This is a genomic window from Psychrobacter sp. CX18, assembly GCF_057396215.1.
The window spans coordinates 46,718-69,137 of the sequence record NZ_JBXYJH010000011.1; the positions used below are offsets into that span (position 1 = coordinate 46,718).

Annotated in this window: 13 protein-coding genes; 8 read left to right on the forward strand and 5 right to left on the reverse strand. The window is 40.8% G+C overall.

Annotation, left to right across the window (positions count from 1 at the left end; genetic code table 11):
* Positions 1-244: 244 nt before the first annotated feature.
* Complete coding sequence (gene betA, locus AC2SLT_RS09420) at positions 245-1,948, reverse strand: choline dehydrogenase (RefSeq protein ID WP_486547405.1); 1,704 nt, start codon at positions 1,946-1,948, stop codon at positions 245-247.
* Positions 1,949-2,070: 122 nt separating this feature from the next.
* Entirely contained in the window at positions 2,071-3,573 is a 1,503-nt protein-coding gene (gene betB, locus AC2SLT_RS09425) for a betaine-aldehyde dehydrogenase (RefSeq protein WP_486547406.1), read from the reverse strand.
* Positions 3,574-4,114: 541 nt separating this feature from the next.
* On the opposite strand from betB, the gene AC2SLT_RS09430 reads away from it, so the two are divergent.
* The 6 genes from AC2SLT_RS09430 to AC2SLT_RS09455 all read left to right on the forward strand — a co-directional run bounded on the left by AC2SLT_RS09430 (position 4,115) and on the right by AC2SLT_RS09455 (position 12,926).
* Positions 4,115-4,861, forward strand: a complete 747-nt coding sequence (locus tag AC2SLT_RS09430; RefSeq protein WP_486547407.1) for a hypothetical protein — start codon at positions 4,115-4,117, stop codon at positions 4,859-4,861.
* Between the two features lie 1,071 nt (positions 4,862-5,932).
* Positions 5,933-7,825 carry a TolC family protein gene (locus AC2SLT_RS09435; protein WP_486547408.1) on the forward strand — a complete coding sequence of 631 codons (1,893 nt, stop codon included), beginning with the start codon at positions 5,933-5,935 and terminating at the stop codon, positions 7,823-7,825.
* A gap of 101 nt (positions 7,826-7,926) precedes the next feature.
* Positions 7,927-9,009 (forward strand): HlyD family secretion protein, encoded by a 1,083-nt coding sequence (locus AC2SLT_RS09440; RefSeq protein WP_486547409.1) that lies wholly within the window; start codon positions 7,927-7,929, stop codon positions 9,007-9,009.
* A 26-nt stretch (positions 9,010-9,035) separates the two neighbouring features.
* Positions 9,036-10,523, forward strand: coding sequence for an ABC transporter permease (locus tag AC2SLT_RS09445; RefSeq protein WP_486547410.1), 1,488 nt, complete (start codon positions 9,036-9,038; stop codon positions 10,521-10,523).
* On the forward strand, positions 10,523-11,689 hold the full coding sequence (locus tag AC2SLT_RS09450) for an ABC transporter permease (RefSeq protein ID WP_486547411.1): 1,167 nt from the start codon (positions 10,523-10,525) through the stop codon (positions 11,687-11,689). Before AC2SLT_RS09445 ends, AC2SLT_RS09450 begins: the two co-directional genes overlap by 1 nt.
* A gap of 430 nt (positions 11,690-12,119) precedes the next feature.
* Positions 12,120-12,926, forward strand: a complete 807-nt coding sequence (locus tag AC2SLT_RS09455; protein WP_486547412.1) for a hypothetical protein — start codon at positions 12,120-12,122, stop codon at positions 12,924-12,926.
* 168 nt (positions 12,927-13,094) lie between these two features.
* On the opposite strand, the gene murU is transcribed toward AC2SLT_RS09455, so the two are convergent.
* The gene (gene murU, locus AC2SLT_RS09460; protein WP_486547413.1) at positions 13,095-13,868 is read right to left on the reverse strand and encodes an N-acetylmuramate alpha-1-phosphate uridylyltransferase MurU; all 774 of its coding nucleotides are present in this window, start codon (positions 13,866-13,868) and stop codon (positions 13,095-13,097) included.
* Positions 13,869-14,058: 190 nt separating this feature from the next.
* A complete protein-coding gene (locus tag AC2SLT_RS09465) occupies positions 14,059-15,339 on the reverse strand; it encodes an aminoglycoside phosphotransferase family protein (protein WP_486547414.1) in 1,281 nt (426 codons plus the stop codon).
* Positions 15,340-15,916: 577 nt separating this feature from the next.
* Here AC2SLT_RS09465 and AC2SLT_RS09470 point away from each other — a divergent pair.
* Positions 15,917-19,102 (forward strand): LPS-assembly protein LptD, encoded by a 3,186-nt coding sequence (locus tag AC2SLT_RS09470; protein WP_486547415.1) that lies wholly within the window; start codon positions 15,917-15,919, stop codon positions 19,100-19,102.
* 111 nt (positions 19,103-19,213) lie between these two features.
* Positions 19,214-20,665 (forward strand): peptidylprolyl isomerase, encoded by a 1,452-nt coding sequence (locus AC2SLT_RS09475; RefSeq protein ID WP_486547416.1) that lies wholly within the window; start codon positions 19,214-19,216, stop codon positions 20,663-20,665.
* A gap of 264 nt (positions 20,666-20,929) precedes the next feature.
* On the opposite strand, the gene AC2SLT_RS09480 is transcribed toward AC2SLT_RS09475, so the two are convergent.
* Positions 20,930-21,754 (reverse strand): LysM peptidoglycan-binding domain-containing M23 family metallopeptidase, encoded by an 825-nt coding sequence (locus tag AC2SLT_RS09480; protein ID WP_486547417.1) that lies wholly within the window; start codon positions 21,752-21,754, stop codon positions 20,930-20,932.
* Positions 21,755-22,420: the final 666 nt, after the last annotated feature.

The following is a 22,420-nucleotide window of genomic DNA, read 5'->3' on the forward strand; positions in this document are numbered from 1 at the left end:
GGTGCGCGCCCTTTGAACCATTAGATGACAGAGTTTTATTTAAACCGTCAAAGAGCATCACCATAGCGATAAGTAAATATTTTTATAAGAAAGCTATTCTGTCTAAGAACCTGTATTCATAAGCGAAAGTTTGACAGTTTTAAGAATAAAACGAACCCATTGTAGATTGTGAACACAGTAGGTTGTAAATACAGGTTCTAAATAGCACAGTCTTGATAGCACGTTAAAGCTCAAGAGCTTAGCGCTATACAGGGGTTTGTTCAGTATTGCGTAGAGGCTCCCCTCGTATAGGAGCATTATTAGCCACGTAATAGTCGGCAGTTGATCGTGGTAGCTTTCTACCCCGCATTGTATCGGCTATTTTTTCCGCCATCATGATGGTTGTGGCATTTAAGTTGCCGCTAATAATATTTGGCATAATGGACGCATCAACAACACGTAGCCCTTGCATACCATGTACCAAGCCTTCCTCATTTACCACAGCTTGCTCATGATAGCCCATCGCACAAGTACATGAAGGGTGATAGGCCGTTTCACCATGCTCACGCACGTAATCATCTAACTGCTGATCTGTCACCAAATCATCGGTCGGAGATATCGCTTTACCACGATAAGGTTCTAAGGCGGGTTGCTTAATAATCTCACGAGTAATACGTATGGCTGCTCTAAACTCTCGCCAGTCCTGTTCAGTCGACATATAATTAAACAGTATGCTGGGATGCTCATTTGGATCACGTGATTTTAACTTCACACGGCCACGACTTGGCGAGCGTAACGAGCCTACATGAGCTTGGAAGCTATGATTATCAATAGCATTGCGCCCATCATAACGTACTGCTAACGGCAAAAAGTGATACTGAACATTGGGATGAGTAAACTCTTCATGCGTTCGGATAAAGCCGCCACCTTCGAAGTGATTAGTCGCCCCAAGACCCGTTCCCATCAATAACCACTCAGCACCGATCGCAGGCTTGTTCCACCATTTATTAGCTGGTGCAATAGACACAGGCTGGGTGCATTCATACTGCATATAGATCTCTAAATGATCTTGCAGGTTATTACCCACTCCGGGTAAGTCTAATACCACTGGTATATCCAACTCTTGTAGCCACTGTGCTGGACCAATGCCTGATCGTTGTAATAATTGCGGTGATCCAATCGCTCCAGATGACACAATAACTTCACGACTGGCTCGAAACTGTTTTGTTTGTCCTTGATGTTCGACTTTTACGCCAATTGCCCTATTGCCTTCAAAAAGAATAACGTCTGTTAATGCGCCAGTTAGAATAGTAATATTGCTACGTGGCTTGGCTTTATCCAAATAACCTCGCGCAGTTGATGCACGGCGACCATTAGGAGTAACGAACCTATCCATAGGACCAAAGCCTTCTTGCTGATAGCCATTTAAGTCGTCAGTACGAGGGTAACCCGCTTGTACACCTGCCTCTATCATCGCCTCATATAAAGGATTGACATTCGGCTTGGATGTGGTTACTTCGACGGGTCCTCCGACTCCATGATAGTCGTTTTCCCCCGCATCACGATTTTCACATTTTTTAAAGTATGGAAGACAGTCTAAATAGGTCCAGTCCTCTAAGCCTTTAATCTTTGACCAATCATCAAAGTCCAGCGCATTACCTCGTATATAGCACATACCATTAATGAGTGAAGATCCGCCAAGACCCTTACCACGTCCACAGTCCATCACCCTATTATTCATATAGGGTTCAGGGTCTGTTTTGTAGCCCCAGTTATAAGTTGTCCCTTGTAGCGGCATGGCTAATGCCGCTGGCATTTGCGTCCGAAAATCTAAACGATGATCCGGACGACCTGCCTCCAGTAATAATACGGTTGTGTCTGCATCTTCCGTTAAGCGAGTTGCTAGCACATTCCCCGCGGAGCCTGCACCGACGATAATATAGTCAAATTCTGATATGCTGGTTGTCATAACACTGTCCTTTTAAAGCTGCTGTCGTCGCCTTAATTTATTAAACATTCAATTTGAAACTTAAAAGCCGCTATTAAGTTGAAACGAGTAATAGTAGTCAGGTGAATAGCGTTTATTGCTTATTAGAATACTGATTCAAACTGACCCAGTTCGATTTGTACCGACTTAGTTTGGGTGTAATGTTGCAGTGTATGAATACCATTTTCACGACCGATTCCAGAGTGCTTATAGCCGCCGACAGGCATTTGGGCAGGAGATTCTCCCCACGTATTAATCCAGCAGATGCCTGCCTGCATTTGACCGATCACCCGATGTGCACGGGTTAAGTCTTTTGTCACAATACCTGCTGCTAGACCATAATTGGTATCGTTTGCACGGCGTATCGCCTCCTCTTCAGTGTCGTAGCTCAAAATAGACATGACTGGACCAAAGATTTCTTCTCGTACGATACGCATGTCATCTGTACAATCAGTAAATACCGTCGGGGCAATGTACGCGCCTTTTGCAAACTCACCAGTCGTCACACGCTCCCCGCCACACAATATCCTCGCATTACTCGCTTTACCCTCTTCGATATAGCTGAGTACATTATCCATGTGCTTAAAGCTTACCATAGGGCCCATCGTCACACTCTCATCCATTGGATCGCCAAGTTTAATGCGACCCACACGCTCAACGATAGCCTGTTCAAATTTGTCTTTTATTGAATGAGGAACGAAGACCCGGGTGCCATTGGTACAGACTTGACCTGAGCTATAAAAATTAGCCATCATTGCAATATCCGCAGCCCTATCAATATCTGCATCATCAAATATGATCAGTGGAGATTTGCCGCCAAGTTCCATGGTGATGTCTTTTAAAGAAGAGGAGGCGGCGGCCTCCATTACTTTTTTGCCCGTATCCACGCCGCCAGTGAACGACACTTTTGCGATATCAGGATGATTGGTAAGTGCACTACCCACTTCATAATCTCCCTGAACGACGTTAAATACACCGTCAGGCAGACCGGCTTCAGAATATATCTCAGCCAACTTTAATGCAGATAGCGGGGTAACTTCTGAGGGCTTGAAAACCATCGCATTACCCGCCGCCAAAGCTGGGGCAGACTTCCACATCGCAATCTGAATAGGATAGTTCCATGCCCCAATACCTGCCACCACCCCTAATGGCTCTTCACGAGTGTAGACAAAACTCGATTCTCGAAGGGGAATTTGGCGACCTTCCAACGCTGGGGCTAACCCCGCATAATACTCAACGACATCTGCCCCTGTCACGATATCGACATATTTGGTCTCTGAAATTCCTTTACCGGTTTCAAGAGTTTCTAAAACGGCAAGCTCATCATTGCGCTTACGTAATATATTGACTGCTTTGAGGAGTATACGACTGCGCTCAACGGGCGTCATACTGGCCCAAACCTTTTGACCTTTTTCAGCAGCTTTTACCGCCTGATCTACTTGTTCGCTAGTCGTTTGTTGAATCTTAGCGATAACCTCTCCTGTTGCTGGATTGATGGTATCGAATGTCTTAAGCGACGGATCTATAGGTAAATAAGCACCATTTATATACGCTGTTTGAACCTTTGTAAAAGTTGCAAGCTCATTGTTAAGCTGAGAAGCAGTCATAATTAGTCCTTATCATTAAAAGATTTTAAGTAAAATAAATAAAAAAACTTACCCTAAAGATAAGTACTCTTGCCCTTAATATGTTTATAAATTATCAAATGGAGATGAAATAATAAGACATTGATCGACATTGCCTTAACAAACCTTACCTCAAAAAAGTTGATTTTAAGATTAAGGCGAGTCGAGTCTAATAGATCAATAATGAATTAAATTTAAATATGACGACGTTTCTAATTTTTTCAATAAATAAAAGATTTATTATAACAAACTTAAATTTATACGCTAACACGCTGACAATATCATGTCTCTATGTTTCTTTCTTAGCGACCCTCTTTTTAGCTCTGATTACTTATTACCCTTATTAAAAACTTAACATTTAATATATTTTTATTACAGACACCTGAGTTGCTTACTTTCATAATGGTCATAGCAAATTTAATTTTTAATTAAAAATGCCGGGCTAAAGCCATAGCCTACGTTAAGAGTTGAAAATGAGGTATCTCTTATAAATTTTACAACTTTAAGAAATAAGGAATGACAAATGTCAGATAACATTATCGATTTAGGATCAGGATTTTGGAATATTCGAGGCTCGTTCAAATTAGGCGGTGTTATAGATATTGGCACACAGTGCTCACTGGTTAAGCTTGAATCAGGTCGTTTTATATTTTTAGACAGCTACACGTTAACGGGCGATGTACGTGATAAAGTGATGTCATTGACCAATAACGGACAAGATGTTGAGGCTATTCTTAACTTACATCCCTTTCATACCGTGCACTGTGCTCAAATGGCCAAGGACTTTCCAAATGCCATTAACTATGGCAGTAGCCGACATAAAAAAAAGGTGCCTGAAGTCACTTGGGCAGATGATTTAGTAGAAAGCGAAGCCGTTACTCAGCGTTACGAAGAGCTTGAGTTCTCGTTACCTAAAGGCATCTATTACATCGCCCCTAATGAAATGATTCATGCAAGCTCTTTACTTGCCTATCATCCTGCTAGCAAAAGCTTGCACGTCGATGATACGTTTGTGACTCCTCCTGCCAAAATTCTTAAAGCGGTGATGCCTGAGCTATCATTGCACCCTACTACTAAGAAGGCGTTAAAAGATGAGCCAAATGCAGGTAAAGAATATTGCGACTGGGCTGAAGACGTAGCAGATAAATGGCAAAATACTCGTAACCTTTGTGCGGCTCATTCAGATGTGGTCAAGTTTGAGCCAGGCGAATTTAAAGTAGCTTTACTTAAGGCCATTGATAAAGCTCGACCTAAGCTTGAAAAAGCTTAATTTGAAATTGTAAGGGACAGTTTTAAAGTACGGTTTTAGGTGCTGTTTTAAAGTACTGTCCCTAAGGGGAAGTCTCACTATTTAAAGTATGGACTATTCTATTGGTTAAAAGCGTATCGGTTAAAAAATAATAGACGTTGAATATTGACATGTTAAATAGCCAATTTAAATACAATCTTAGGATCTGTTTACTTTAATATCTGTTTAACAGTAAACGACTGACAACAATGAACACCTTTCTTTTTAAAAGAAAGGTTTTTTAGCTCTAACGGTCTGACTGACCCCACCAACAGTATGTCGGGCCTTTTAGCCGCTATCAATATTAGGGCGTGTGGAACATTCGCAAATTAGCACTGCTGATAGCTAAAATCGTTCCAGACTAGGCGCAAACTGACGCTAATGTCTCGACCTTGGCTAGGTTTGTAACAACGTCTGGGGCGATTTTAGTATCAGCCCTGAGAACGGATTAAGCAAAGCACTGCTTTGCCCGTTCGCAAGGTGAGATCTATGCTCGAGTGAGGGCGGGACTCTTTTTTGCCAATATATGGCGGCTTTTAAAAATTTAGGGTTCTAACTTAGAATGACTAAGCGTCAAAAATTTCACTGCATATTGACTAAAAAATAGTCTCCACCAGTGCGATGGTCGAATGTTCCACACGCCCTAAGCTTAAAAGACAACACTAACTCCATTAGTCTAAGGTATAGCGTGTCTAAAAACTGTATTCAACCCTGACATTTATGACCTATAGAAAAACCAGCTAGACATACTTAGCTCTTCAAATAAGTAAGTGAGCAAGGTATGATAATCAACCCCCTAAAGTATCATAGTCATCATAGCTTAGTCGTCATAGCTTAGTCGTCATAGCTTAGTCGTCATAGCTTAGTCGTCATAGCTTAGTCGTCATAAACTTAGACGTATTTAACATCGTTGTTTTAAATTGAGTTATTTTTGATAATAGTGCATTAATCAGCGTCGGATATGGACTGATAGTAACTCTATATCTTTCAATATATAGTGTTGTTATTAACGCCTCCCTTTTATTGAAATCCTAACATTAGCCAGTTGCCGATATGTCATTACTTAAATCAAACCCCTTTAAGATTGTTAGTAAAGAGGCCTCTTTTGCAGACTTTTTTAGTACAGTCAGGTCTGGTACGCTTGCCGATAAGAGACTTATCACTGACCAACCTTTTCAATTAAAGACAACCTTTATAAAGAAAACATTTAAACCAAAAGTAGCTGCTGCAAACCATCTGATGTGGCCATATGCTCTTGCCTGTGGATTGTCACTTTGTATCCTGCCTGCCAATGCGGATACGAATACAACGGACGCCAATACCTTATTAACCCAAACACAAACATCAACACCAACTCAAACTCAAACTCAAACTCAAACTGATGTTACTGATGCCTCAGATGAATATATCTTTCCTGATAATACCAGCCATCAATCTACTACAGCTCAGACATTTGATGCCATTGATGTAGATCAGATCGGCCAAAATTTAGAGAAAGGCAACTATCACACGATTGAGCTACAAAGTATTGTCGACCCCACTACAGGGGTTGCCATTGATGAGGCATACAGTATTGTGGTGCCACATAGCTTAAGCTTGGTTCAGGCTCAAAATGTTTTGGTACAAGTGTCTCCTAAGTTGGCAGCGAATAATGCCGGTATTAGGGCAAACGAATTACAATCGGATGCCACAAAAGATCTTAATAAACCGTGGATATTTTTGCGCGCAGGTGCCACTCGCTATCGTCTGGATACCGATCTAGACCTCACTGGTCTAAAGTCTAGTGTTAATGACTCTATTACTCAAATACCCTCTAACGATCCTGTTATTAATAATCCCGTTATTGATCCCAATATCTTACCCCCTATTATCGACAATACCATTCCTAATGAGTATCAGCTTGAAACTGAAGGCTCTAACATCAGTGCAGGTGTAGCCGTGCTTTGGCCCATATATACTGCTGGACGTACACAGGCGGTGACCGACTTAGCAGAGGCACGTACACAAGAAAGCCAAGCGGATGCCCTACTTGATGCCGATGACCTGCAAACCACCCTAATAGAGCGCTATTTTACAGCGCAGCTTGCGATGCTTGGGGCGTACTTACGTGAGGATGCGCTGAATACGGTGAAAGAAACTGACTATATGGCGCAGCGTATGTTAGAGGAAGGGTTTATCTCTAGAGTTGAACGATTAGAGGCGCAAGTTGCGTTATCAGAGGCGCAAAGTGAAGCCGACAAAGCACGTAATGATGCTCAGTTGGCCATGACCGCTTTACAGCGATTATTACGCTCACCTCACCCTGTGATGCCGACTTCCCCTTTATTTATCTCATCAACACCTTTGCCCTCATTACAATACTTCCAAGATCTGGCGTTAAAAAACCACCCAGGCTTAAAAAAAGTTGATGCCAAATATAACCAGGCGCAATCTTTAAGCAATTTGTCTAATACAGGCCATAAACCGACTGTTTCATTGTTCGGCTATCACGAAATTGACAATGATCCGAGCTGGATAGCCGGCGTATCAGCAAGCTGGAAGCTTTGGGGTGGCTTGAATAGTGATGCGCAACACGCCTCTGGTCAAGCACAGATGCGTCAGGCGCTTTTATCCAAAATTGAAGTGAGTGATAATATACTGCTATTGGTTGAGAAAAACTGGCAATCTGTCGAAAATGCCCGCGTACGTTACCTCTCTTTAAACAGTAATGTGTTACTTGCTAAGGAGTTATTACGATTGAAAAAATTGGGTATGCAAGAAGGGGTCAATACGGCACTAGATGTGACGACTGCCCAGACCAAATATTTACAGGCCCGCACAGAACAGGCTTCAGCCGCGAATGACTATGTGCAAGCGCTGGCTGCGTTAATGAATAGTATCGGAACTCCAGAAGCTTTTAATGAATACATGGCAGTTGCTGATATTAAATTGCCGACTGTGTATTAGGGTCTGCCTAATTTATTAGCCCTTACACCCAGTTTAAAATTGTAAACCGCCATTTAACCTGTCACTCCTTAATTCAAACCTTTTATCTTCAGGATAAAAACATGAACGCCTCTAAAAAGCCCAGTCCAATCATGCTAAGAAATATTGTGATTACCCTAGTCGTCATTACTGTGATTGGGTTAATACTATACGGCTTGAACAAAAGTTCAGAAGATGCACAAAAGCCAGCTATGTTGCAAGGCCAAATGGAAATGCAGTCCACCTCTATAGCAGCCAAAGTACCTGGTCGTATCGCAAAAATACTGGTCACTGAAGGCGATACTATACAAGCGGGACAACAGCTTATCGAGATGGACTCGCCTGAAATTAATGCAAAACTGAATCAGGCGCTAGCTGGAAAGGATATGGCACAAAGCCAGCTTGATAAAGCTCAAAATGGAGCCAGACCGCAAGAAATTGGGCAAGCCAAAGCAGCTTGGCAGGGCAATCAAGCCGCGGCTGATTTGGCCAAAAGTACTTATGAGCGGGTCAACCGCTTATACCAAGAAGGCCTAATGTCCCGCCAAAAACGTGATGAAGCCTATACCCAATATGTAGCCAATCAAGACAAGGCAGACGCTGCTCGCTTACAGTATGAGATGGCATTAGAAGGGGCTCGTGAAGAGGATATTCAAGCCGCAAAAGCGCAAGTTGCGCAAGTGGATGCAAAGATCGATGAAGCGCAAGTGGCTCAAGACGAAGCCAATCTAAAAAGCCCCATATCAGGCATCGTAGATAATGTCATAGTCAATCCTGGTGAAGTCATCGGTCAAGGGGTGCCTATAATGACCTTAGTTGACCCCAATGATCAATGGGTGGTGCTTAATGTGACAGAAAATAGTCTGAACAATTTTAGTATCGGTAGTGAATTTAAAGGCACTATCCCTGCTTTATCTAAGCCTAATGCCCCTTACCGTATGACCTTTAAAGTCTTTAATACCGCCAGTATGTCTGACTTTGCGACATGGCGCGCCACCAATACTGAAGATAATTTTGATGTCCGTACCTTTGAAGTCAAAGCTCGTCCGGTTAAGGCCGACCCAAAGATTCGCTCTGGTATGAGTGTTATTGTTGAGCTAGATGGTTCAACTACTGATGCTAACACCGTTAGTAATGCGTCAATTAACCCCCCAAATAATAATTAATACCGTCACTGTTGATAGGCTAGATTATGTCCCAAAGTCAAAGTGATAACACCATTAAGTCGAAGATAGTATTTGGCGGTAAAGGCAATCGTGAGTCGTCACTTTTGTCTGTTTTTTTGCGTAGTGCCCGTTATGAAGGTAAGTTTTTACTGCATAACGCTTGGGATTACATGATGCTAATTTGGCTGCCCTTATTAAGCATATTTAGTATTTGGTGGATATTTTCGCAGCCTTATATCATTGATTTACCTATCGGCGTTATTGACGACAGTAAGAGCAGCTACTCGCGCACCTTAACCCGTTATCTCGATGCCAGCCCAGACTTATCAGTGGATCATGTCTATCACAACCTTACTGAGGCTAAGGATGCCATTTTAGACAAGCAAATATATGCGATGGTTATTATCCCGCAAGACTTTGCGGATCGAATCAATAAAGGCGCTCCCTCCCCTGTCATTTTAAAAGTCAATGCGCAATATGGCACTCACTCTGGCATTATCCAAAAGGGAGTTCAAGCAGTCGTCGGCACAGTCTCAGCAGGAGTTGAAATACAGCGAACGGTTAAGCAGGGCAGCTATACTGAGCAAGCAATGGTCTCCTACTCACCAATCGGTATAGAGCGTCTAAGCTTATTTAATATTGGCGCAAACTACAAACAGTTCCTGGCCGCTACCGTTATACCCGCTCTCCTACACATTTTGGCGATGATTATTGGCGCCACGACCATAGGTCGTGAGATTAGGGATAAGACCTTCTCCATCTGGTATCACAATATGATCTATCCAGATATGCCGTATCCCGACTTTAGAACCCTCAAGTATATACCGCCTGAAAAGAAACTGGCTTATTTGCATACAAGTTTGGATGAAAGTTGGCAACTCCCTATTAATTATGAGCATCTTCTCACGCTTAAATATACCCCTGTCAGTCGTAAAAAATTCAGCTTATATGAGCCTAGATACCATTATGACACGAACTTTAATAAGAGTGCCAAACCTCGTATGCCTAAAAAGGTCTCAATATTGGCTTTGGTCATTGGCTTGAATGGTAAGCTAATCTGGGCCCTGTTGTTCTTTATGCTTTGGGGCGCCCTCATGATTACGCTGGCTGTCTCTGTCCATCCCACCAGCTTTACCGCGATGTTTGTCGTCTTCGCCGCATTTGTGGCATTGACCATGATATCTTTATGGTTGGGCGCTATATTTAGTTTAGCTGCTTATTCATTACGTATGGGGCTATCGAGCACCGCCTTCATATCCGCACCTTCCTTTGCGTTTGCTGGCGTGACCTTCCCGCTAATTGCCATGAGTGAAGGGGCTCAGCGTTGGGCGAATATATTACCCCTCACCCATTACCTAAAGATTCACCTCTCACAACTGCAAATGTCAGCGCCACTATCTTTTGCGCTGCCCACACTGGTTGGGTTAATCTTTGCGGTCGTGGTATTACTGGTGATCACCGCTTTATTAAGTATACGTGCGTTTAGAAATCCAGAACGCTGGGGGGCGCGTTAATGTCAAATAAATTTAACGACAATATTACCCATAATACGTTTTTACAGGGCTTACTTGGGGTATTCCAGCAGGTTTTTAAAGATAAAGGCGTGTTACTCATGCTAGTGATTGCGCCCATTATTTACGGATTTTTCTACCCGTGGCCCTACAGAGGCGAAGTGGTTAACCAAGTCCCTGTAGGGGTGGTTGATTATGATCGCAGTGAGCTGTCGCAGACCATCACCCGCTACAGCAATGCCAGTCCAAACTTAAAGGTACATCAGTATGCTTCAGAACAAGCAGCAAAAGAGGCCATTTTTAAAAATCAGATTGCAGGATATCTTGTTATTCCAAGGCACCTAGAGCAAGATGTTTATGCCAGCAAGCCCGCCTATGTGTCTGTCTTAGGTAATAACAGCTATTTCTTACTGAATAAACAAGTTCAAATGGGTTTTTTAAAGGCTATTGGCACGGTATCAGCGGGTATAGAAATTAAGCGAAGTGTGGCACAAGGCACTTACGCAGATACAGCAAAAGTCAGCACCCAAGCTGTCCCCCTTCGTATCGACCCGATGTTTAATCGCTCAGAGGGTTATGGCGCTTACGTTGTACCCGCTGTTGCCATATTGATATTACAACAAACCTTATTATTAGGCACCGCCTTATTGATCGGGACTTGGTATGAAAACCAAAAACAAAATGCTAGTGTGTCAGGTTGGTTAGGTCGAATATTAGCCTTGTCAATTGTTAGTTTTATCATGGGATGCTTCTATTATGGCTGGGTCTTCACCTTTCAAAATTATCCACGCGGGCATAATATACCGGGTACGTTATTGTTTATGAGTTTGTTTGCTCCTACGGTGGCAACCTTGGGATGTCTGCTCGGAATGCTATTTAGAGAGCGTGAGCGAGCGTTGCAAATTATGATATTTAGCTCACTGCCTATGTTTTTCTTAAGTGGCTATCCTTGGCCAGTGAGCCAGCTACCTCTACCTTTACAGTATATTCGCTGGCTTTTTCCAACCACTTCTGGGATGAATGCCTCGGTGCAGCTCAACCAAATGGGTGCGCCATTATCAAGTGTCAGCCATTACCTTTATCATTTAATGGCCCTATGGGCCGTCGCTTTTGTGTTGCTCATTTGGGTACAAAAAAGACAAATTAACCGAAACATTCAACGCGTTTAAGGCGTTATTTTTATCAAAAAAACAGCTTAGTTTAAATCTTAAAGGGGATACTTTACTTTTGGTATCTGGAAAAATAAAATTCTTAAATAATAAAGAAAACTCAATTATCAACTTATTAAAGTTCAGATTTGGCTGGTGCTTTTACCCGAGCAAATCACAACCTTTAATCAAAATACTGGGCTAAAGACACAGCCTACATTAATATAGTCAAAGAACTTTAAAGTAATCACAAGGCAACCGAGTGCAAGTACTACTTGAGTAGGCTTAACGAGGTTAACGCCGTGACTCTTTATAAGTTCGCCGACTATAGTTGTGAATACTATAGTTGTGAATAAGGTAGAAGACAGTAATATTTAGCTCTAGGAAGTGTTTTAGTTTAAACTAAAGTGACTTAAGATGATTTTGTATAAAAATAAAATGGACCTCGTCAATGCACCCTTCTTTTCAGCCTAAACCTAGCAAAAACGATTCATTTAAAAAGTCTTTTAGAAGATGGTTACCTGCCATTGTGTTTGCGATCGTTATAAACGTCCTATTTATTAGTATTTTCATCATGAGCAATCAAAATAACTCGCAAAGTCAACAAAAAAAGCCAACAAATACGCCAAATTCAGGAGTTTTACCAGCAGATATTACAACTCATTCAAACGCCATACCTACCCTTACTGATACCAATAATAAGACAGACGATCAAACAGAAGCCCAAGACTTGAACAACACCACAAACAAGTCCGATAACACGTCTGATGCTAACGTCAAAGCAAATAGCCAGACTACAACAACAGATAGTAAAAACCTTAAAGGCGCTAATAACGCATCGTCCTCTAAAGAGGATATTACTAGTAAGTCGTCATCAGTACGCCCCATCGACCCTATCAGGTCTGATTCAAGTGATACGGCTATCAATATAAATCCGCAAAATTCTGTCAATGTTATACAGCGACAACCACAAATGAACCCTAACGACAGACTATTAATGCCGAGAGACATACCTAAAGTAGAGGCTCAGAGTTTACCCCAAAGTACGCAGTTATCTGACAATGATGACTTTAATAGTGTAGCGAAAGAAACACAGCAGCTAAATGATAGATTAAGTGACGCGATCAACACTGTTAAAGAACAGAAAATGCAGCAAATTAAAATGGAACAGGAGAGACTAAAGTCCTCACACTCAGACAATATCAATCCACCCTCGCAGGATAATATGAAAGACTTTGAAGGACCTAATGAGCAATGACTTGTTCTAAAAACTCATCACTTGATTTCTCAGTAGAAACAAGAAACCCCATAAGTCGATAGACTTATGGGGTTTAAAATGAAAACTTGAAAATTATCGCCTTAGTCAAACTAATACAAGTTATTATATAAACAACTTTACCTCTACCAACGCCTTAGTCAAGCTAATCTAAGGACGACCTTTATGAGTGCATCCGTGTAGAGTTTGAAGTTGTTCATTGATCTGCTCAAGTCTTTCAGCAGTCCCTACATCCACCCAATCTGCCTTCATAACATCCGCCGTCACTTGCATCTTTAACATAGACTGTTTGAGATAGGGAGCGAGCGCAGCAGTTTGACCTGCTGCTATACCGTGTAACAGACTCGGTGAAATAACACTGATACCCGAAAAAGTATATTTACTGCTGTTAGCAACGGGTGTCTCGCTTGCCAAACCATTATAGAGTGCAAAGTCTCCGTGAGGATTGTGCGACGGATTATCAATCAATAATAAGTGTGCTTTTTGATCTGAACTCATTTGATAGCCCGTCAGCTTTGAGAAATCATAATCTGTCCACACATCCCCATTAACCAAAATAAACGGCGTTTGCTTCAGTAAACCTTCTCTCAACGCTTTGGCTATACCACCAGCGGTCTCAAGTGGCTCATCTTCTTCCACTGACCAGTGGATGTTCACGCCATAGTTACTGCCATCACCAATAGCCGAAATCAGCTTGTCAGATAACCAAGACGTATTAATCGTTATATCCTTAATACCTGCCGCTTTTAGCGCCTTAATATGCCATACAATTAAAGGTTGACCACCCACCTCCACCAAAGGCTTAGGGGTGGTTAAGGTCAATGGGCGTAGACGGGTACCCTTGCCTGCCGCCAATATCATCGCTTGAGTGATAGGCTTTTCCTGTGATTCATGTTGACTACTATCAATGGCTTCAGTACTCATGGTTAACCTTAAAATTATTAATATAGTCAGTGAACGACTAAACGGTTACGGTGTTAACCTCGCTAAGCCTACTTTAGTAGTACTTACGCTCGGTTTCCTTGTCACCCTTTCAGAGTGCTTCGACTATATTATACGTTGTAAAATTTACGAGATTATTGATAACATCTCATTCAATATTTTGATGACACATTTATGCAGACCAAACGGCTGTATTAAATTTTGGTTCAACTTTATGAGTTAACCATTGGGCAAACGGCTGTACGAGCGCTTGAATCTCTGCACTTTTTTGATCACTGCCGTCACATTGTGCGAGACTTTGGACTTCAACCATAAGGTCCCGCCAAACCTTTGGAATATCTGCAAGATAGCGTAACTTTCCATCTCGCTTCGCTAATCTTACAAAAATCCCTAAGACTTTCAGATGGCGTTGCACCCCCATTAAATTAACATCATTCGCAAACTCACTTAAGGTCTCTGGAAGCGCTAAACCAAGTTGCTTTCTTTGTTGCCAATAATATTCAATCCAGTTCTCAATCTGTGAATCGGTCCAATCCACATAAGCATCACGTACTAAGGAGACAAGGTCATAAGTATAGCTACCAATTAAAGCATCTTGAAAATCAATCACACCTAGTTTATTACTATGATATTGATCTTGCATCAAATTACGACTGTGATAGTCTCTATGCACAACCACTGTTGGTTGCTTTAATATCAAGTCAATTAAACCTTGTGTGAAATTTTGCCAAATAACCATGTCTTCACTTAACCTACTCGTATTGACACTATCCGTACTGAAACTATCCGTACTGACTCTATCTTTCTCACTGACGATCTCACTCTCAAGCGATACCCCTATATACGGTAAAAACCACTCACTAAACAAGTCCATTTCACGTTGGAGTGTCGCAGCATCGTAATCTGGCACATCAAAGTGTCGCTGAGCCTCATTTACGTCAAGTGACTGCAAATTAAGTATAGTATCAATCGCCCAATGGTATAACTCATCGACCCTGCCGTTGTTCTGTTTAGATTTAGCATCGGCTACTAAATGGGCAAATTCAATACTACCAAAGTCTTGCAGGACTAAAAAACCCTGTTCCACATCCTTGGCTAATAACGTTGGCACATTAATCTTTGGCGCCATTAACTCATCAATTCTCACAAAGCTTTCAATAGACTCTAATTCTGGTGGCGCATCCATGACAATATAGCTTGGATCCAAAGCAGTTGTTTGACTGGTCTCATTACCTTGTTTTTCTGACTGTAAAACTATTCTATGATAACGGCGAAAGCTGGCATCTCCAGGCAAGCTTTCAATGCGATAATTTTGATTGTCAAACACACTGTTAATAAAGTGAATCAGCTTTTCATAACGCTGCTTGGTGTGATAATCCTCCATAGAATAGGGCGTGGATTGATTAATCGTATTTTGATTAGGCTGAGACATTGTTGAGTCAATATTATTCATAGTAGAGGGGCTTATGAAGTGAGTGAGAAATTTAAATAAGGGCTTAGGGTCAATACACATAATAAAAGTTTGACCGTTAAACACTAGCCTTGGTAGGAGAATTAGTATTAAAATACTCTCCTAAACATTGCATAAAGACACTAGAATAGTAACCAAATAAGATTTTTAAAGCGTATAGTGTAGCCGATTTGCCTTTTTTTGACTATGATAAGATATACCTTAGAAGATTTAGCAAGTTGGCTAGCTAATTTTTATGATATTTTTGTATGATGTTATTTTCGTATAACGTAACATACCAGACCAGACGTCAAAAGCCACGTTAAAACTCCAGAATAAAATTAGAGAATAACGTCTATAATAGATGACGGATAAGTATGTTCACTACATGCCTTCAAAAGCAACGCTATTTTAGACTTTAAAAGAAAGATTAATATGCTTTAGACTCTGTTCATAGTTCAACTAATAGGTTCAAAAAAGTCAATAAATGACATAAATGAAACATCAGATCGTCAAACGTTCAATTTTAGACAATAAAAACTTCAAATATCAACCCAACACTATTTAATAAGGTATTCCTTTGCTGTACTCGCAACTCTATCGCAGTATTTTGCGTGCTTGCCGTGAGTTTTCTCGCCATCCACACACGACAACTCGCTTAGCTATTAGCTTACCTTTGCTGATAAGCGTACCTAGTGCTTATGGTGCTATTGTTAGCCCTCAAGCAGACGTAAACTCGTCTTTAAACTTTGCGTCTGATGTTGTCAATGACTCAGTTGATATGAGCACTGGCGCGACTACGAAAAATACTGACGCTATCAATGATAGTCTTGATACAAATGAAGAAGATGAATTTATAACCCTTGACCTCGTTAATACGCCTAACATAGGTGAGCCAAGGGTGCAAGATACCGATACCTATACAGAAATTCAAACGGTATCAGACAGTAGTACTAATAGCTCAAGTCCCAATAGCTCAAGTCCCAATAGCTCTAATCCTAATTATTCTATTGCAAATAGCTCTAGTGCAAATAGTCAAAATGAGACTTCGGTTGATACTGACTCTACCGTCCAAACCACTGGTACTCTCAATCAAAAAACGAATGCTTCTGTGACTAATATCAAACAAAGAGTGAATGAGTCAAAATCGCTCTCGTCAAGTTTTGAAGAAGACAGTGTTCAAAAAAGTCTATCCCGCTTGTCACAGTTTTATCAAAAGCAGTCTAATGAACTGCGAAGCCGTTTAGAGACTACTTCAGAATCTAAGAACGTAACCAATACTATTAATGCATCTAATGCATTCAATACAACAAATGTAATTGATGCTCAAGCCACCGCACCAGTTGCGGCTGCTAATATTTTTAATTACCAATTAGATGATAGCGCCGCTTACCGCTGTGAAGGGGTGTGGGTTACGCCCAGTGCTGCAGGTGCAGATGCAGACTATATCCAAGCGGTGCAACGGGCGCAGCGAGAAGATGGATTATCGCTTGCTAATGGTCTTCCCCTACATGCTCAAGCTGACTATGGCTATTATGATAACGAGGATTATGTTGAGCTTGCAGGTAATGTCAAGGTCATGCAGGATGGAAAACTCATTACTGCCGATCAAATGGCACTAGATTTAAAATCTGGTATCTCTGGTGCTAGAGGGGGCGTTTTACTCTCCGATTCAGGCTCTGTCAACACACCTTCTAAACCTAAAGATTTAGAAAGCTTGGCCATTAATAAAACGGATAACCTTGATAATCCGGGAATGATTGTGGTCGCTGATGCGCTAGCCTACAATACCAAAAATAGTCAAGCAACCGCTCATGATGTGGCGTTTGCCAGTGTACAAATGCAGGCTCATGGCTACGCCAAAACTTTAAATAAAGCAGATGACAGTCATTTTGCGCTTGATAAAGTTATGTTTTCAACTTGTCCACCTACCAATCGTAAATGGCAGATTGAAGCTCAACATATCGATATTGATACAGACAGTGGTCGCGGTGAAGCTTATGATGCTACGTTCCGTTTAGGTAATGTCCCTGTGTTATATTTGCCTTATTTTAATTTCCCAGTAGATGGACGTCGTAGTACTGGACTTTTGACGCCCAGTGCTAGTATTGATAGTGACAGTGGTATCAAAGTAAGTATCCCCTACTATCTTAACTTAGCGCCTAACTATGACGCTACGTTAACCACAGATGTTTATAGCAATCGCAATCCTATGCTCACTGGTGAGGTGCGTTATTTGACAGAGGATTATGGTAGTGGGCGACTAACGTCCTCTTATTTGCCAAATGACAAGCAGTACAATGATGAGAGCAGATCTGCTGTCTTTTATGAGCATAATTGGACCTCAAAGAACATACCCAGACTCAGCGCAGATGCCTTGTACAGCTATGTATCAGACCCCTACTATTTAAATGACTTTGATGATTTTGGTTTGGTGGATAATCGGTTAAATCTACCACGCCGTGCCCGAGTCAATTATTACGATGATTATCTCAATGCCCAGCTTAAGTTAGAAACGTTTCAAAGCCTGAAGGCTGTAGATGCCGAAGGTAATGTCATTGCCGATAAAGACAAACCCTACTCTCGTTTGCCACAACTGTCTATCGACTATCGCCTTCCTCCAATGAATAATGTGTTAGATAATTTCTTAATCTCAGGTGTACATGACTCAGCCTACTTTAAGAAATCCATTAAAGATGGCTCTGACAATGAGAGAAGCGGCATACGTATGTATAACGAGATTAATGCCAGCTATCCTTTACAAGACAGTTGGGGTTATGTCACACCTAAAGTCAGTTTACAACATCTGTATACTGCATTTGATGAAGAAAGCCGTATTGATAATAATATTTCAGAAGATGATAATGATCAATCTGTATTGGTACCGAGGTTTAGTATTGATTCAGGGTTGAACTTTTATCAAGCGGGTTCACCATTCGGTTGGTTTGATCATTCATTAGGGGGATACCAATTATTGACGCCTAGAGCTAAATATAGTTATTCCCCTTATGAGAATCAAAGCACGTTACCAAATTTTGATACTCGAATTGCGTCCTATGATTACGATCAACTTTTTGCTGACAGTTGGTTTTTAGGTTATGACCGTATTGCAGATAATAATAATCTTGCAGTAGGCTTAAATTATCGCTACATTGATGCTATGGGGATAACCCGATTTGATGGTAGTATTGGTGATCAATTTTTCTTAGATAAACCAAAAGTCACTTTAAACACCAATGAAGATACCTTTAATTCTGATGCCACTGGGGTTGCATGGCAAACTAGCCTGCAACCTTATCGTAACTTATGGTTTGACTTTAATGGGGCGCTAAATTCAGATAATGATCTTAATTATATTGCCAGCCAAGTGCGCTATCGACCTACGCCTAGCAGTTTGATAAATCTTGGAGTGGTTGAACGTAAAGAAGATAAATTAACCAATCAATCTAAATTATCTGCTTTGACAGCTTCGGCCATTGTTCCTATTACCAGTCATTGGCGCTTTTTAGGGCAAGGGCAGTTTGATAATCGCAATAGCAAATTTATCGACTCGACACTCGGCTTTGACTATGAAGATTGTTGTTATGGATTTTCAATTTATGGTCGTAGTTACTATAATGATCTTAATTTAGAAGATAAACCAACCAGAGCCATTATGGCTGAATTTAGAATTAATGGGTTTGGTGATAGGAAAAGCCGCTTAAGCAAGCATCTAGATAGTAAAATATTGGGCTTTGAGCCAGTCGATAATCTCTGGAAGCGCTAGGATATCAAAAGGATATCGAACACCTATTATTTATTCACTCAATAGTTAATATACGAATCAATTATTTATACCTCATTTAAGTTAAATTACTCACGTTAATACAGGCTAATTATGACCCTACTCAATACTATGCGAAGCGTGACTCAAGACAATCTCACCTTGACACTCAATACGGTTACCGATACTTTGGTTTCAAAAATGCGAATTCAGACTGTATTAGTCACGTCGCTTATAAGTGTTATGGCGGTAAGCGCACAGGCTGCGGATACAGCTACTCAAATGAATCAAGCACCTATCGATAAAGCACCTATCTCCGTATCACAAAGCACTAATGGTATCATTGCAGTCGTTAATGATACGCCTATTTTAAAAAGTGATTTAAGCGCCGCTATTGCCTCGACCCAAGCCCGTATTAAAGCCAGTGGTCAACCTGTTCCTAGTGCACAGCAGCTGCAAAATGATGTACTAAATAGTCTAATTATGCGCCAGCTTCAGTTAAACATCGTCCAAAGAGCAGGTATCCGTCCAGATGCGAATGCTGTTGATCAAAGTCTTGCTCGCATCGCACAATCTCAAGGACTGACCTCCCTATCTCAGTTACAACAAACTTTGGATGCCAAGCAACCTGGCAGCTATGCAAATTTAAGAGCCCAAATCGCTGAAGAAGAGTCATTAAAGGCTTTACAACAAAGTCAAATATCAAGTCGTGTCCGTATTACAGAGCAAGATGTAGATGCTTTTCTAGCATCTCCTGAAGCACAAAGACTCAAACGCGCTGAATATCGCACCATTCATATTCGCGTGCCTTTTAGTGATGATTATAGCCGCATTACTGAAAACGAAAAGAAACAAGCAATGCAAATTGCTGAACAAACCCAAAACTTACTTAAGACCAGCAATGATGCCCAGTACGTTTTAGATCAATTAAGCTCAGGTATTGCCAAAAACTACATTGCGCCTGTGCAAGGGGGCGATATGGGGTTTCATGAAGCGGCTGGACTACCCACTGATATTGCCTCGAAAATCACCCAACTAAATATAGGCGAGGTTACTCAGCCTAACATTACCCCAGCAGGTATCGATATTGTCAAGCTGGTAGACATCCGTAATGATGAAAATACCGTTATTCCTCAATGGAAGGTACGACATATCCTGGTGAAAACTGACAATCTCAATAACGACGCTCTTGCAGAACAAAAAATAAATGATCTCTATGAGCAGTTACGCCGTGATGCTAACTTTGCCTCACTTGCGGCAACTTATTCAGATGATCCAGGCTCTGCAGGACGTGGTGGAGATTTAGACTGGGTTACTGAAGGTCAAATGGTGCCAGAGTTTGAAGAGATGATGAAACGTACGCCTACTGGTGATTACTCTACTCCCTTTAAGTCACAATTTGGTTGGCATATTTTAAAGGTAGAGGATATGCGTGAAAAAGACGTTAGCGATACGATTAAGCGTAATCAAGCCCGTGACATCTTATTCCAACGTTTGGCACCTCAGGCTCAAGAAGATTGGTTACAAGAATTACGGGCTAATGCTTTTATTCAGGTCTTTAAGTAGCTTTTGTTTTAACGATTTGCTTACGTTTGATATATAAATAAGCAGAGTTTAGGATAAATACTGCCATAATTTATTATCTGATATGAGCTTGCTTTTTGAAACACTAATGAATAAAAAAACACCCTATTAAATAAATTGATAGGGTGTTTTTTACCGTCAATGATAAAGCCGGTCAATTTAGTAGCATAAATAGCTTATAGTAGCGTAAATAACTTATAGTAGCGTAAATAGCTTATAGTAGCGTAAGTTAGTAGCGTAAATAACTTAGAGACCTAAAACAGCACGGGGATCGATAGGTGTTCCGTTCTGTCTTAATTGGAACTGTAAAGCAACCTGATTGGTCTGTCCGCTACTGCCCATCGTTGCGATACGCTGACCCGCTTGCACTTGATCGCCCTCTTTGACTAAAAGCTCATTGTTATGGGCATAGACCGTAATATATGTATCATCATGTCTTATCATAATTAAGTTGCCGTACTCAGGTAATCCATTACCCGCATATAACACATATCCCCCCTTACTGGCCACGATAGGGTCTCCCATTCGACCCTCAAACCACATACTCATCTCACCTGCATTAGCATCAAAGTTTTTGATGACAGGATTGCTACTAGGATACCCATAACCTTGGGTAGAGCTAACGGTATCAGGAAAGTTAGAGGTATTATTATTAGCTGTCTGAGGTGCAGTTTGAACTGAGTTGTTAGGACGAGTATTAACGGGTCTGTTATTGGCAACAGCAGGTGACGACGCCCCACTTTCCCAAAGCTTAAGCCACTGACCTGCATAGATTGTATACTTACTGTCTAAACGGTTTAAAGCACCAATCTGACGATAACTTAAACCATATTGGGCAGCGATATGACTGACGGTATCTCCCGATTTAACCTTATAAAAATTAGGCACCCCTCGAGCATCTAATAAGACTTTAGGTCCAGTAGCTTGATAGGTAGGTTTAGTCGCACAGCCTGATACCATTAACACCCCGCCTAAGACAGCAAATGCTAGACCTTTCATCTTTGCAGATCGGTTGTTCAATAATCTGTCAGGTTTTGTTGTGGTACTGTCTATTATTACTGTGTTAGACATGAATAACTCCTAAAAAATACAATATGACAAGGGTAAATAAATTGGAATAGGAAATGGATTTAAATTTATTAAAATAAATGAGATCAAATTTTAGCACTAAACTTATTATTCTGAATCTGTATGCAGAACCAGTATTTAGAACATGTATACCGTATCAGTTTGAATCAGCTTAGTTTAGGAAACTTTTAAAATAAATGAAGACAATATGCGAAACCCTTAAATTAAACACTTGGGTTAAATGGTCATTCTCTTTAATCCTAATAATAACGAAGCAGTAATTTATTTTAGATTAAAATAGCGCATTGTAGGCTGCAAATATAGGCTCTTACTCTAACATACTAACCATTCGATGACTGAAATTCGCTGACTTAATTTTGCTGAGTTAATAATGATTGATTGAGTGAGTTTACTATATCAAGAGCCTAATATAATAGTAAATACTGTCTATCAAACGTTTTATTTCTTAATCAAATAGTATTAGCATTTTTTAGCAGATATTTTTATAGAATTCACTTAACCGCTACATTTAATCCTCTTTACTATCTTATCAATGAATATCTTGTCTGTGAGGTTCAAATTTCCATTAAAAGTATAACCGCAACACTAAAAAAAGTATAATTGCGACGCTATGAGACGCTATGAAAGGTAGAATTTTGCAAATCGTAA

Coding starts and splice junctions, on each gene's coding strand:
- betA (WP_486547405.1), bottom strand. CDS start 1,948: ATGACAACCAGCATATCAGAATTTGACTATATTATCGTCGGTGCAGGC.
- betB (WP_486547406.1), bottom strand. CDS start 3,573: ATGACTGCTTCTCAGCTTAACAATGAGCTTGCAACTTTTACAAAGGTT.
- AC2SLT_RS09430 (WP_486547407.1), top strand. CDS start 4,115: ATGTCAGATAACATTATCGATTTAGGATCAGGATTTTGGAATATTCGA.
- AC2SLT_RS09435 (WP_486547408.1), top strand. CDS start 5,933: ATGTCATTACTTAAATCAAACCCCTTTAAGATTGTTAGTAAAGAGGCC.
- AC2SLT_RS09440 (WP_486547409.1), top strand. CDS start 7,927: ATGAACGCCTCTAAAAAGCCCAGTCCAATCATGCTAAGAAATATTGTG.
- AC2SLT_RS09445 (WP_486547410.1), top strand. CDS start 9,036: ATGTCCCAAAGTCAAAGTGATAACACCATTAAGTCGAAGATAGTATTT.
- AC2SLT_RS09450 (WP_486547411.1), top strand. CDS start 10,523: ATGTCAAATAAATTTAACGACAATATTACCCATAATACGTTTTTACAG.
- AC2SLT_RS09455 (WP_486547412.1), top strand. CDS start 12,120: ATGCACCCTTCTTTTCAGCCTAAACCTAGCAAAAACGATTCATTTAAA.
- murU (WP_486547413.1), bottom strand. CDS start 13,868: ATGAGTACTGAAGCCATTGATAGTAGTCAACATGAATCACAGGAAAAG.
- AC2SLT_RS09465 (WP_486547414.1), bottom strand. CDS start 15,339: ATGAATAATATTGACTCAACAATGTCTCAGCCTAATCAAAATACGATT.
- AC2SLT_RS09475 (WP_486547416.1), top strand. CDS start 19,214: ATGACCCTACTCAATACTATGCGAAGCGTGACTCAAGACAATCTCACC.
- AC2SLT_RS09480 (WP_486547417.1), bottom strand. CDS start 21,754: ATGTCTAACACAGTAATAATAGACAGTACCACAACAAAACCTGACAGA.